The organism is uncultured Pelagibacterium sp. (assembly GCF_963972885.1).
Lineage (GTDB): Bacteria > Pseudomonadota > Alphaproteobacteria > Rhizobiales > Devosiaceae > Pelagibacterium > Pelagibacterium nitratireducens.
This window is the reverse complement of record NZ_CAXAXY010000085.1, coordinates 1-12,272: the sequence shown is the minus strand read 5'-3', so window position 1 is coordinate 12,272 and position 12,272 is coordinate 1. Positions and strand designations below refer to the sequence as shown.

12 protein-coding genes and 1 pseudogene are annotated in these 12,272 nt (G+C 61.3%); 5 read left to right on the top strand and 8 right to left on the bottom strand.

The window, feature by feature from the left end; translation table 11 throughout:
- Nucleotides 1–114: 114 nt before the first annotated feature.
- Nucleotides 115–513 carry a hypothetical protein gene (locus AACZ55_RS12740; protein ID WP_339646630.1) on the top strand — a complete coding sequence of 133 codons (399 nt, stop codon included), beginning with the start codon at nt 115–117 and terminating at the stop codon, nt 511–513.
- Between the two features lie 3 nt (nt 514–516).
- Here AACZ55_RS12740 and AACZ55_RS12735 read toward each other — a convergent pair whose 3' ends face one another.
- Together AACZ55_RS12735 and AACZ55_RS12730 are read right to left on the bottom strand one after the other, a co-directional pair.
- Entirely contained in the window at nt 517–750 is a 234-nt protein-coding gene (locus AACZ55_RS12735) for a hypothetical protein (RefSeq protein WP_338607507.1), read from the bottom strand.
- A gap of 378 nt (nt 751–1,128) precedes the next feature.
- Nucleotides 1,129–1,875, bottom strand: coding sequence for an SOS response-associated peptidase (locus AACZ55_RS12730; RefSeq protein ID WP_339646628.1), 747 nt, complete (start codon nt 1,873–1,875; stop codon nt 1,129–1,131).
- A gap of 48 nt (nt 1,876–1,923) precedes the next feature.
- Between AACZ55_RS12730 and AACZ55_RS12725 the strand changes: the two genes are divergently transcribed.
- The 3 genes from AACZ55_RS12725 to AACZ55_RS12715 all read left to right on the top strand — a co-directional run bounded on the left by AACZ55_RS12725 (nt 1,924) and on the right by AACZ55_RS12715 (nt 3,079).
- Nucleotides 1,924–2,331, top strand: coding sequence for an NUDIX domain-containing protein (locus AACZ55_RS12725; RefSeq protein ID WP_339646625.1), 408 nt, complete (start codon nt 1,924–1,926; stop codon nt 2,329–2,331).
- Nucleotides 2,328–2,693 (top strand): TIGR02301 family protein, encoded by a 366-nt coding sequence (locus AACZ55_RS12720; protein WP_339646622.1) that lies wholly within the window; start codon nt 2,328–2,330, stop codon nt 2,691–2,693. The genes AACZ55_RS12725 and AACZ55_RS12720 overlap by 4 nt, the downstream gene beginning before the upstream one ends.
- 110 nt (nt 2,694–2,803) lie before the next feature.
- Nucleotides 2,804–3,079, top strand: coding sequence for a hypothetical protein (locus AACZ55_RS12715; protein ID WP_338607511.1), 276 nt, complete (start codon nt 2,804–2,806; stop codon nt 3,077–3,079).
- A 35-nt stretch (nt 3,080–3,114) separates the two neighbouring features.
- Here the strand turns inward: AACZ55_RS12715 and AACZ55_RS12710 are convergent, their stop codons facing one another.
- The 5 genes from AACZ55_RS12710 to AACZ55_RS12690 form a co-directional block, all read right to left on the bottom strand.
- Nucleotides 3,115–3,990, bottom strand: a complete 876-nt coding sequence (locus tag AACZ55_RS12710; protein ID WP_339646620.1) for a helix-turn-helix domain-containing GNAT family N-acetyltransferase — start codon at nt 3,988–3,990, stop codon at nt 3,115–3,117.
- 106 nt (nt 3,991–4,096) lie between these two features.
- Nucleotides 4,097–5,002 (bottom strand): lipid kinase, encoded by a 906-nt coding sequence (locus AACZ55_RS12705; protein ID WP_339646618.1) that lies wholly within the window; start codon nt 5,000–5,002, stop codon nt 4,097–4,099.
- 90 nt (nt 5,003–5,092) lie between these two features.
- Nucleotides 5,093–6,133 (bottom strand): L-threonine 3-dehydrogenase, encoded by a 1,041-nt coding sequence (tdh, locus tag AACZ55_RS12700; RefSeq protein WP_339646615.1) that lies wholly within the window; start codon nt 6,131–6,133, stop codon nt 5,093–5,095.
- Nucleotides 6,134–7,324, bottom strand: coding sequence for a glycine C-acetyltransferase (locus AACZ55_RS12695; protein ID WP_338607515.1), 1,191 nt, complete (start codon nt 7,322–7,324; stop codon nt 6,134–6,136).
- A gap of 189 nt (nt 7,325–7,513) precedes the next feature.
- Nucleotides 7,514–8,083, bottom strand: a complete 570-nt coding sequence (locus AACZ55_RS12690) for an XRE family transcriptional regulator (RefSeq protein WP_338607516.1) — start codon at nt 8,081–8,083, stop codon at nt 7,514–7,516.
- Nucleotides 8,084–8,335: 252 nt separating this feature from the next.
- Between AACZ55_RS12690 and putA the strand changes: the two genes are divergently transcribed.
- Complete coding sequence (gene putA, locus AACZ55_RS12685; protein ID WP_339646611.1) at nt 8,336–12,004, top strand: trifunctional transcriptional regulator/proline dehydrogenase/L-glutamate gamma-semialdehyde dehydrogenase; 3,669 nt, start codon at nt 8,336–8,338, stop codon at nt 12,002–12,004.
- A gap of 62 nt (nt 12,005–12,066) precedes the next feature.
- Here the strand turns inward: putA and AACZ55_RS12680 are convergent.
- Nucleotides 12,067–12,272, bottom strand: a pseudogene (locus AACZ55_RS12680) (dihydroorotase); the annotation flags it as partial.

Below are 12,272 nucleotides of genomic sequence, written 5' to 3'. Positions count from 1 at the left end.
TCAAAATCGATTTGGGAATCCCAAACCGATTCAATCAGATCAAGACGCGCTCTAGAACGGCGCTGACGGCTCCGGCGCACTATCATCTCCCCGAGTGCAAGGCGGGAGATGCTGATGCTGCGCTGGAAAGTCTATGCGGTGTTCATTCTGGTGTTCGGCACCATCGGAACGCTGTTCACAATCCCCCAATGGATCGGCGATCCGATGGGCTTTGCGGGAGCGCTTCTCTTCCCATTCTCAGTCACGGCGGTGTGGGGATACGCCTTTTCCAAGCCGCTCTGGCCGGGAAGACACTGGTACTGGTTCGCCAATCTCTACAGCGTCTGGTCGGCAGCGGTGTTTGGAATTTTCCTGGTGAGCGCGCATCAACTGCTCAACGACGCGCCGGGAAATCCCGAACTGGTGGGTAGCGCAATCGGCACCGCGCTCGGCGCCGCGATGATCTTCATCGACTGGCTGGGCGTCTGGCGCTACGGCCAGATGAACGAATTTCCGTCCCAATACACGGGGTAGAGATCAGGCCACCATGCCGCTGTCGCTGCCATCGTCGGGCTCAAACGAACTGGCGAGTGCGGCCGCGCCCTCGACAACAGCCTCGGCGGCGGCGCGAGCGGCGTCGATGGACTGGAAAATCCGGCCGTCGAGCGGAAACACGCCCAGCTTGACCGCCATGAAGCGGAAGTCCTGACCGTTGGGGACAACGACGCCCTGCGGTTCACCGGCAACTGAAATAACGATTGGCTTGGTCATGATCGAACACTCTGCGATACGCGATTCCGCCCAGCCCTGAGCGGTGCTAACAGTCTAATGTGAGGGTCTTGTGACGGGGCGGAAGGGCCAGTTGTCAGCCGCTATACGCGCCACATCCAGGAGCGACACATGAGACCGGTACGTTTGGAACTAAATCGTACGCAGTTGGTCTCGGACGCGGTCAGGCGTGCCCATGCAGTTAGTGTTTTCATGTTGCCGTTCTCCAGCCTGACCTCGGGACACCGCATCTGGTGCCACGGGCAATAAATAACAAGGCTTGACGAAAAAATCGAGTGCGTTTGTGTCAAATCGACACGCCAGCGCGAAAATTCCTGCTCCAAGAACGAGCGGTTGACGAACCGGTTCCGACCGGAGCCGTCAAAAAAGATCGAGCTGTGCCGACTTTTTTGCCTTGACTGCCATGGACTTGTCATCGGGGCCATCATCGAGCACTTCGCTGACCGGAACGATGAGATAGGGTCCTTCATTGGCTGCGGAATTGACCCGGGTCGAGACAGGATGAGAGGCCATGGTGTCCTCCGGTTGGGGCACCACGAAGGGTTGAACCTCGGCGAATCGCATGGCTTTCGTATCGAGCCAGGCATCGATCTGATGTCCCCGCATCAGGGCAGGCATCCGGTCATGGATGTGGGCGACATCGGGACCGGCAGGCACGGTGATTGTCGCGACCGTATCGATTTCCTCGCCATCGGGTCCCATCCAGCTCGAATAGAGCCCGGCCAGTGCCAGGGGTTCATCGTCCTTAAGGGTGATGTAATGGGGTTGTTTCTTGCCGCCGGGCAGCGTCTGCCATTCGTAATAGCCCGAGGCCGGCAGGATGCAGCGCTTGTGCTTTACCGAATCGCGGAAGGCGGGCTTATCCGCCATGGTTTCGGCGCGGGCGTTGACCAGAAGGGGAAATTCGCGCGGATCCTTGACCCATCCGGGCACCAGCCCCCACCGGGCGAGCTTTGCGGTGCGGCGCATGGCATCATCGATCCAGATGGCGATGACGGGCTGGGTGGGAGCAATGTTGTAGCGCGGCACAGACTGAATTAGATTGTCGGTAGCAAATATCTGGCGCATCGCGTCGTCTGGCAAAGTAACCGCGTATCGTCCGCACATGAGTCTTTGGTCTCCGTTCCCCACCACTATAGCGATGGCAGCTAGCACATGAAGCCCGACGCATGCTCGATCGGGCTTTTCAATGGCGATCAGGTGCTGCTGATCCAGCGCGCTTATGCTCCGTTTCTGGGACAATGGACGTTTCCCGGTGGGCGGATGGAGCCGGGGGAAACACCGCTCGAGTGCGTGCAGCGCGAATTGTTCGAGGAAACCCGGCTTCTGGTTTCCGATCCCATGCAGGTGCTGGTCGAAACCGTGGGCGAAGGCGAAAAGACCTATACGCTTGCCGTGTTTGCCGCCCACTGCCCGATGGGTGCGCCGGTGACGAGCCACGAAATCAGCGATTGGGACTGGGTACATATCGAGGAGGTGCAGTCCTATCGCACCACCGACCACCTCGCCGAGATTGTCGAGGCCTGCGCCCAATGCCTGGGACTGGCGGGGGTGGGCCAATGAAGCCACTCTGGCGACTGTGCCTCCTGGCGATGCTTGTGGCACCCTGCCCTGCGCTCGCTATCGACCCACCCTATCAGGGACAGATGGAGCGCCTGTCGGAAATTCTGGGATCGCTCTACATGCTGACGCCGCTGTGCGGCGACCAGACGACGGACTGGCGGGGGCAGATGGCGGAGCTGATCGAACTGGACGAACCTGACGAGGACCGTCGCGCACGCCTGGCGGGGGCGTTCAACGCGGGATATGAGGCCTATGCTCGGTTCTATCGCAGTTGCACACCTTCGGCAGAAGCGGCGATAACGCGCCTGTTGACCGAAGGGGACTCGTTGGCCCGCGACATTCATCAGCGTTATGCCGAATAGGATTTCCTCTTGGCTTCCGCAGGGCGCACTCGGAACCAATTTGGTGCGGCACGTTAACCAATTGGTCATTTCCTCTTAGCAGCGCCCAAAAGGCATGTTAACTAGCGATCATGACCACGCGCACGACATTTCCGTACCCGACCGAATCCGCCGCCATCGAGGCCGAGCAGGAAGAACGTCAGATCGCTCTCGAGTATCTGGCGGAAGCCTGGAATTCGGCCGATACGGACGGCGTCGATACCGAAGCACTGGCCCATGCGGCGCTTTTTGCAGCAGTTGCCACGCTGGTGCGCGAATATGGCGAAGAGGCCGTGGCAAAGCTGATCGGGAACATCCCCGATCGAATCAGCAATGGCGAATATACGCTCGACAGGGTGCTGCAGTAGGCGGCCTGCCCTTTCACCGGAAATACCGCTTGATCCTATAGCCGCTTTTCAAAGAAGAAGTCGGGATAGGGATCGTCGTTGAAGCGGTCGATTTCGGTCCAGCCGGTCTTGCGATACATGGCAATAGCTTCGGGCAGTGCGCGGTTGGTGTCGAGGCGGAGAAGGGCGATACCGAGATCGCGGGCGGCGCCCTCGGTTGCGGCCATCAAACGATGGGCCAGGCCGAGCCCACGGGCCGAGGGGGCGACCCAGAGGCGCTTGATTTCGGCATAACCTTTTTTAGTACCCTTGAGGCCGACGCAGCCAATGGGCAGGCCGTCGGAAACCGCCAGAATGAATGCACCGCGCGGACGGATCATGTCGATTGCGTCGGGGTCGGCGGAGCGTTTGACATCGAACCCCTCCTCGAAGCGGCGTGCCAGTTCCTCATAATATTGCTGGAGGCAGAAGCGCGCAGCCTCGCTGCGCGGATCGACTTCCTCAAAGGATATGCGGTCGCGCCCCAGGGCGGAGGCGACGAGATCCATGGCGGCCAGCAACGCCTCGGGTCGCGGGTGGCGGGCCAGAAGGGTTTCGGCGCGGGCGTTGGAAATATCTTCATAGGCGGTGAACTCGTCCCGGCCCGCCGCAGTCAGGGCCAGAAGGCGGCGGCGGCCGTCCTTCGGATCGGGCCGGGTCTCAACCAGCCCTTCCTCTTCCAGACCGCGCAGCAGGCGGCTCATCAGGCCCGAATCAAGGCCGAGATAATCGCGAAGCTGTGCAATGTCTGTGCGGCCATGGCCGATGGCGTTGAGCACACGGGCCGAGCCAAGCGGTCTTGCGCGCCCGAGAAAGGAATCATCGAGCGCGCCGACCTCGGAGGTCACAGCACGGGAAAAACGGCGAAAACGGGCGATGGGATCGTGTGACATGATAGCTGACTTAAGTCAGCTATCGAATTTCGTCAAATGAAATGATGGCGGGGCAGAGGGCCAACCGATGCTGCGATGACAGAGAACGATCCGGGTTGGCAAGGCTTTACGATCCCGAATTGCTTTCGGGCACGAAGACTGTGATGGCCCGGGGACGGACTTCAAATTTTGCGGGTGTCTGGGTGATGATGTCACCATCGACGTTAACGTCCATGGGCTGTGCGGTGCGCAACTCGAACGCGACGCATTTTTCGGTGCGGACCTCGCGCCAGGTACCGTGGGTGCCGCGGCGGAAGGCGCCGAGCATGGTGACGAGTTGCCAGACATCGCGGGCTTCGAGGCTGTAGAGGTCGAGCGTGCCGTCATCGATCCGCGCGTCGGCCTCCACCACCGTGCCACCGCCATAATAGCGGCCATTGCCGACGGCGATCTGGAGCGTCTTTACCTTCGAGGTCCCGTTGGAGCTGATGATTTCGGCGCGAAAGGGATGGACGGTCGAGGCGATCTTGAAGGCCGTCATCGCATAGCCCAGCTTTCCCCAGCGGCGCTTTGTGCCCTTGTCGAGCTTGTTTGCCAGTTCGGCAGAAAGCCCGATACTTGCGACGTTGAAGAAAGGTCTTCCGTTGACGACACCGACATCGATGGTGCGGGTGTGACCGGCGGCGATGATGTTGGCCGCCGTAGTGAAATTTTCCGGAATGTGGAGGGTGCGCGCCAGATCGTTGGCGGTGCCCATGGGAATGATGCCCATGGGCAGTCCGGTTTCAATGATGGCGGGGGCAGCGGCGTTCATGGTGCCATCGCCACCACACACGATCACCATATCCACCTCATGGCGGCGGCGGGCGATGTCGGCGGCCAGTTCCTCGGGGGTCTGGAACCGCTCGATCATAACCTCCAGCCCGAGAAAGCGCAGCCGTTTGGCGATGGGCTCGACAGCTTCGCTGCCGCGCCGTGCATTGGGATTGACCAGCATCAGGGCACGGCGGATCTTGGGCGGAACGGGGCTCATGGCGGCACTTTCGGCGGCAGGTCGGAACGATCAGAGTGGTTGTTAATGTGCCATATAAGGTGAATTTGCGGCGGCTACCTTACCGTTTGCTCATGTTGACCATTCAAGCACGATCTTGCCCGCGCCGCCCTGTATCGCTGACTGGAAGGCGGTATCGAACTGATCGGCCGGAAAGCGGTTGGTGATGACCGGACGGATATCGAGACCGGACTGGAGCATGGCGAGCATCTTGTGCCAGGTCTCGAACATTTCCCGCCCATAAATGCCTTTGATGGTGAGCATTTTGAGGACCATCTTGGCAAAGTCGTATTCGAAAGGTTTTGCGGGCAGCCCGAGCATGGCGATCTTGCCGCCCATGACGAGGTGATCGGTGAGGGTGGCCATGGCGGCAGGCGCACCGCTCATTTCAAAGCCGACATCGAAGCCTTCGTTCATGCCGAGCGATTTCGCGACGGCGCGCAGATCGTCGGACGTGCTGACGGTGATGATTGTGGGCTCGGTCTTTCTGGCCAGCTCCAGCCGATTGTCGTTGGGATCGGTGATGACGACATGACGGGCACCGACATGTTTTGCCACGGCCGCGCTCATGATGCCGATGGGGCCGGCGCCGGTGATGAGCACATCTTCGCCCACCAAGTCGAAGGCGAGCGCGGTGTGGACCGCATTGCCGAGCGGATCGAGGATGGAGGCGAGCTCATCATCGACGCTGTCGGGGAGCGGGACGATGTTGAAGGCAGGAATCTTGACGTATTCGGCGAACGCGCCGGGCAGATTGACGCCAACGCCCTTGGTTTCGGGGTCAAGATGGAAGCGCCCTGCCCGGCTGGCGCGGGATTTAAAGCCGATGACATGGCCCTCGCCCGAGACGCGCTGTCCGATATGGAGATGGGTCACGTTGGCGCCCAACTCCGCAATGGTGCCCGAATATTCATGGCCGACAGTCATGGGGACCGGAACGGCGCCCTGGGCCCAGTTGTCCCATTTGTAGATGTGCAGATCGGTGCCGCAGATGCCGGTCTTGGTGACCTTGACGAGGACATCGTCGGGGCCGATTTGCGGGACCGGCACGTCTTCCATCCACAGGCCCGGTTCAGCCTTGGCCTTGACGAGGGCTTTCATGGTGCGGGTCATCTAGATGGCTCCAAGGTCTTTTCCGGCGCTGATGAAAGCGTCGATGGCAAACGAGATGTTGTCGTCGGAAAGCCCCGCCGACATCTGGGTGCGGATGCGGGCCTTGCCTTTGGGCACGACGGGGAAGGAAAAGGCGGACACCAGCACGCCCTTGTCCTGCAGTGCCTTTGCCATGCCCTGGGCCTTGACGGCGTCGTGGAGCATCACGGGGATGATCGGGGTTTCACCGGGCACGAGGTCGAAGCCGGCGTCAGCCAATGCCGAGCGGAAGCGTTTGGTGTGCCGGTCGAGCGTTGCGCGGCGATCATCGGCCTTTTCGGCGATCTCGATGGCCTTGATGGCCCCGGCAGCCACCGAGGGCGGCAGGGCGTTTGAGAAGAGATAAGGCCGGGCGCGCTGGCGGAGGAGGTCGACAACCGGCTGAGGCCCGGCGATGAAGCCACCCATGGCGCCCCCGAGCGTTTTGCCAAAGGTGCCCGAGATGATGTCGATGCGGTTGCCCGCGCCGGTGAGGGCCGGAGTGCCCCTGCCCTTTTCGCCCAGATGGCCAGTGGCGTGGCATTCGTCGATCAGCACGGCGGCCTTGTAGGCTTCGGCGAGGTCGCAGATTTCGGGCAGCCTGGCGATGTAGCCATCCATGGAGAAGACGCCATCGGTGACGATCAGTTTAAAGCGCGCACCATCGTCTTCGGCAGCCTGAAGCTGGAGGCGAAGATCGTCCATGTCAGAGGTGTGGAAGCGGTAGCGCCGGGCCTTGGAAAGGCGGACGCCATCGATGATCGAAGCATGATTGAGGGTGTCGGAGATTACCGCGTCTTCGGGGCCAAGCAGAGTTTCGAAAATGCCGCCATTGGCATCAAAACACGAACCGAACAGGATCGCGTCGTCCTTTTCGAGATAGCGGGCGACGGTCTGTTCGAGCTCCTTATGCAGCTCGTGTGTGCCGCAGATGAAGCGGACCGAGGCCATGCCGGAGCCATATTTTTCCAGCGCTTTGACGCTCGCTTCGACCACTTCGGGATCATTGGCAAGGCCGAGATAATTGTTGGCGCACAGATTGACCATTGTGCGGCCGCCAACGGTGACCTCGCCCTGCTGGGCCGATCCAATGACCATTTCAGACTTGAAGAGCCCTTCGTCGCGAATGCCGTCGAGGGTCTGGCTGAGGTGCTGGGCGAAACCGTCCATCATGATGGCTACTCCTTTTTGGTGGAGGTATTTTCCGGTATATTGGAATTTTCGTCAATGGCATTGGAGGGCCAACGTGACAGGCGTGGGGAGAGTTGCGGCGCGATGGGAAATGTGGAGGCGCTGGGGGTACTGGATCCCGGATCAAGTCCGGGATGACGGTGAGGGTGTGGCACCGGCGAGCGGAAAAGATCAGTTGTAGAGCACGACGAGCCAACCGTTGGCGAGGGCGTCCGAAGTGTTGGAAATGGCGTGGGGCACGTCGGCGGCATAGCGTGCGACTTCGCCCGCGGTCAGGGCGGTCGTCGTTTCGCCGCTGGTGATGGCAATACCGTCGGTGAGCGCGGTGAAATGCTCGCGGGTGCGCGGGGCATGGGCGGCACTGACAAGAGCGCCGCCGGGCTCGATTTCGACCTGATACCACTCGGTCTTGCCAGCCAGGGCGGGCGGGGAGAGAATTTTCAGCCGACAGGCGCCATCGGGAGAGGCGATCAAGGGGACATGATCGGCCGGGACGATGTCGATAAGCGCCGATTTCCGGGCCACCGCGTCACCGGACACGAGATCGGAAAATTCGATATTGAGGGCCTGGGTGAGGCTCCAGACGACGGCAAAGGTGGGATTGGTTTCGCTGCGCTCGATCTGGCTGAGCATGGAGCGCGACACCCCGGAGAGCTTGGCCAGTTGCTCCAGCGTCAGATGCCGGGCCTTGCGGGCCATCTGGATCACCGGGCCGATTTGTGGTGGGGTCGTCTCGCTCATAGGCCCACGCTTTTAGAGAGGAAACGCCGGGCCGGCAACTGACGGAGAATCACCCGGCATTCCTCCAAGCATACGTCGTGTGGACGGCGCTTCGTTGCACCTGCCGTATAATTCATGGAATTTAGGCAAAAATTCTGCCTTTTTTACGATGATCGGCTTTCTTATCCCCTAGACCTCCGGGGGAACTGACTTAGTTTTTGCGCCATTGAAAGTCCATGTTCGCCCAGTTGGGCCAAAGGAGACCTTGCGTCTATGCCGGCATCGCACACTTCCCCTTTCGAAGCGTTTTCGGATCGTCCGCTCAAGACCGATACGGCGCTGCGCGAAGCGATCACTTCGGCCTATCGGTTGGCCGAGACCGAAGTCGTTCCGGCCCTGATCGAGGCTGCAGCCGTCGATCCGAAACGGGCAAAGGCCATTCGCGCTACCGCAGAAAAGGCCGTCAAAGGCATCCGCGCCAAGGGCAATGGCGGCGGGGTCGAGGGGTTGATGCACGAATATGCGCTCTCGAGCCAGGAGGGCATCGCGCTTATGTGCCTGGCCGAGGCGCTGTTGCGCACGCCCGACAATTCCACCCGCGACCTTTTGATTGCCGACAAGATTGCACCGGGCAACTGGCAGAAACATCTCGGGCTCGACCGTTCGGTGTTTGTCAACGCGGCGACCTGGGGGCTGGTTGTGACCGGCAAGCTCGTGACGCCCGTCGATGAATCGGGATTGTCCAATGCGCTGTCGCGGATCGTGGCGCGGTCGGGCGAGCCGGTGATCCGGGCCGGCGTGAAAATGGCGATGCGCATGCTGGGCGAACAATTCGTCGCCGGGCAGGACATCGGCGAAGCGCTCAAAAACGCCAGATCGTGGGAGGCCAAGGGGTTTGGCTATTCCTACGACATGCTGGGAGAGGCCGCGACCACCGCCCATGACGCCGAGCGGTATATGGCCGAATATGTCGGGGCGATCCATGCCATCGGTAAGGCCTCGGCGGGCGAGGGACCCTATGGAGGGCCGGGCATTTCGATCAAATTGTCGGCCCTGCACCCGCGCTATGCCCGCACCAAGTATGATCGTGTGATGGCAGAATTGTTGCCGCGTCTCAAGGCGCTGGCGGCGCTGGCGAAATCCTACGACATCGGGCTCAACATCGATGCGGAAGAGATGGACCGGCTCGAACTCTCGCTCGATCTGCTCGAAGCGCTGGCCACCGATCCAGATTTCGACGGCTGGAATGGGATCGGATTCGTGGTTCAGGCCTATTCCAAGCGGTGCCCTCTCGTTCTGGACTGGATCATCGATCTGGCCCGGCGCTCGGGGCACCGGATCATGGTGCGGCTGGTCAAGGGCGCCTATTGGGACAGCGAGATCAAGCGCGCGCAGATGGACGGGCTTGAAGACTTTCCGGTGTTTACCCGCAAGGTGCATACCGATGTGAGCTATATCGCCTGCGCCAAGAAGCTGCTGGCGGCGCGGGACGTGGTGTTTCCGCAGTTTGCGACGCACAACGCGCAGACCATGGCGACGATTTATGAATTGGCCGGGTCCGATTTTGAGCTCGGCAGCTATGAATTCCAGTGCCTGCACGGCATGGGCGAACCGCTTTACGAGCAGGTGGTGCCCAAGGACAAGCTGAACCGTCCCTGCCGCATCTACGCGCCGGTGGGGAGTCACGAAACGCTGCTGGCCTATCTGGTGCGGCGACTGCTCGAAAATGGCGCCAATTCGAGCTTCGTCAATCAGATCGCCGACGAGGACGTCCCCGTGGACCGGCTGATTGCCGATCCGGTCGAGATGGCGCGGCAGATTGCGCCGGTCGGCACCCCTCACGAGCAGATCGATCTGCCAAAAGACATTCTGGCGGCGGGACGCCGCAATTCACGCGGGATCGACCTGTCCAACGAGCAGGTTCTGCGGGCCCTGGAAAAGAGCCTGAAGGCCGGCGCCGAACGGGCGTGGGTGGCAAAGGCCGAGGACACGAAGGGCGAAGCCCGGCCCGTTCTCAATCCTGCCGATCATCGCGACGTGGTTGGCGAAGTGATCGAGCCTTCGGTGGACCAGATCGACGCCATCATGGCCAGGGCACAGCGCGCTGCTTCAGGATGGGCGACAACACCGCCCGCCGAACGCGGCGCGATGCTGATGCGGGCGGCGGGCGCCATGGAGAGCCAGATGGAAATCTTCATGTCGCTGGCCATGCGCGAAGCCGGCAAGACGGCAGCCAATGCGATTGCCGAAGTGCGCGAGGCGGTCGATTTCCTGCGCTATTACGGCAAGCAGGTCAAAGAAAGCTTTGCCAACGACACCCATATCCCTCTGGGGCCGGTGGTGTGCATTTCGCCGTGGAATTTCCCGCTTGCGATCTTTACCGGGCAGATATCGGCGGCGCTTGTCGCGGGCAACCCGGTGGTTGCCAAGCCGGCCGAGGAAACGCCGCTGATTGCGCAATTGGCGGTCGATTTGATGCACGCCGCCGGCGTGCCGGCCGATGTGCTGCAGTTTGCACCGGGTGACGGCAAGGTGGGCGCGGCGCTGGTCGGGCATCAAGCAACATGCGGGGTGATGTTTACCGGGTCGACCGAGGTAGCGCGGCTGATCCAGAAACAACTGGCCGGGCGGACGCTGGTCAATGGCGCTCCGATACCGCTGGTAGCGGAAACCGGCGGGCAGAATGCTTTGGTGGTGGATTCCTCTGCACTGACCGAACAGGTGGTGCTGGACGTCCTGGCTTCTGCCTTCGACAGCGCCGGACAGCGCTGTTCGGCGCTGCGGGTACTGTGCCTGCAGGAGGAAGTGGCCGACAAGACACTCGACATGCTCAAGGGCGCGATGGCCCAACTCGATATCGGCAATCCCGACCGGCTGACGATTGACGTGGGACCGGTGATTACCGCCGAGGCCCGCGATGGGATCAATGGGCATATCGAGGCGATGCGCGCCAAGGGCTGCGCGGTAACGCAGCTCGATCTGCCCGAATTGGCGGAACAAGGGACCTATGTGCCGCCAACGCTGATCGAATTGGGCGATATTTCAGAGCTGGGGCGCGAAGTGTTCGGGCCGGTGCTGCATGTGGTGCGCTTCAAGCGCAAGAACCTCGATGGGTTGCTCGAAAAGATCAACGCGCTGGGCTATGGGCTGACTTTCGGGCTCCATACGCGGATCGACGCGACGATTGCGGAGGTTTCGGCCAGAATCGAGGTGGGCAATATCTACGTCAACCGCAACCAGATCGGCGCCGTTGTGGGTGTGCAGCCGTTTGGGGGACACGGGCTGTCGGGCACCGGCCCCAAGGCTGGTGGCCCGCTTTATCTGCGACGGTTGGTACAAACGACCAGCCAGACGGTCTGGGGGTTGCCGGCGCGTCAGGCCGGTCCGACGTTGGTGACGCTGGCCGAATGGTTGCGTGGCAACAGCCGGGACGATCTGGCCGAGGTGACGCTGAATTATGCCAACCATCCGGCCATCAACGCCTTTTCCGAGCTGGACGGGCCTGTGGGTGAGCGCAACACTTATCTGACCAAACCAAAGGGCAAGGTTCTGCTCAGCGCAAGGACACTGACCGGGCTTGTGCATGGGCTTGCGGCAGGACTGGCAGCGGGAAATCAGATGCTGGTCGAGGCTTGGGGTGATCTGGGATCAGTGGTTCGCGACCTGCCAGAGGACATCAGACAGCGCGTTGAAATGGTGCGCGAAATCGGTTCGGGCGCGGCTCGGGCGGTTCTGGTGGAAGGCGACGGCGAAGCCGTGACCGCGATGAGCAGGGCCGTTGCGGAGTGGGATGGCCCGATCGTGACCGTGCAGGGCGTTTCGAGCGAAGCGCTGGAGCATGGCGAGGCGGTGTTCGCCATCGATCTGCTGGTCGATGAGGTTTCGACCAGCGTCAATACGGCAGCGGCTGGGGGCAATGCAAGCCTGATGGCGCTGGCCTGAGCGCCCTTTGACCCAAATGCCAACCAATGGCCTCTCCCTTGATAAGGAAGGGGCCGAAAGGTTCAACGCTCCGCCGGAAGGGTTTCCATGAAGTGGATGGGCTGGCCCTTTGAAGGGGTGACGAGTTGGCCGTCCCACATGACTGTGTTGCCGCGAATTATGGTGCCGACCGGCCAGCCCTTGACCGAGACGCCGTCATAGGGCGTCCAGCCAGCTTTTGACGCGACCCAGTCATTGGTGATGGTTTCGGTGCGGTTCATATCAACGA

Coding starts and splice junctions, on each gene's coding strand:
- AACZ55_RS12740 (WP_339646630.1), top strand. CDS start 115: ATGCTGCGCTGGAAAGTCTATGCGGTGTTCATTCTGGTGTTCGGCACC.
- AACZ55_RS12735 (WP_338607507.1), bottom strand. CDS start 750: ATGACCAAGCCAATCGTTATTTCAGTTGCCGGTGAACCGCAGGGCGTC.
- AACZ55_RS12730 (WP_339646628.1), bottom strand. CDS start 1,875: ATGTGCGGACGATACGCGGTTACTTTGCCAGACGACGCGATGCGCCAG.
- AACZ55_RS12725 (WP_339646625.1), top strand. CDS start 1,924: ATGAAGCCCGACGCATGCTCGATCGGGCTTTTCAATGGCGATCAGGTG.
- AACZ55_RS12720 (WP_339646622.1), top strand. CDS start 2,328: ATGAAGCCACTCTGGCGACTGTGCCTCCTGGCGATGCTTGTGGCACCC.
- AACZ55_RS12715 (WP_338607511.1), top strand. CDS start 2,804: ATGACCACGCGCACGACATTTCCGTACCCGACCGAATCCGCCGCCATC.
- AACZ55_RS12710 (WP_339646620.1), bottom strand. CDS start 3,990: ATGTCACACGATCCCATCGCCCGTTTTCGCCGTTTTTCCCGTGCTGTG.
- AACZ55_RS12705 (WP_339646618.1), bottom strand. CDS start 5,002: ATGAGCCCCGTTCCGCCCAAGATCCGCCGTGCCCTGATGCTGGTCAAT.
- tdh (WP_339646615.1), bottom strand. CDS start 6,133: ATGACCCGCACCATGAAAGCCCTCGTCAAGGCCAAGGCTGAACCGGGC.
- AACZ55_RS12695 (WP_338607515.1), bottom strand. CDS start 7,324: ATGATGGACGGTTTCGCCCAGCACCTCAGCCAGACCCTCGACGGCATT.
- AACZ55_RS12690 (WP_338607516.1), bottom strand. CDS start 8,083: ATGAGCGAGACGACCCCACCACAAATCGGCCCGGTGATCCAGATGGCC.
- putA (WP_339646611.1), top strand. CDS start 8,336: ATGCCGGCATCGCACACTTCCCCTTTCGAAGCGTTTTCGGATCGTCCG.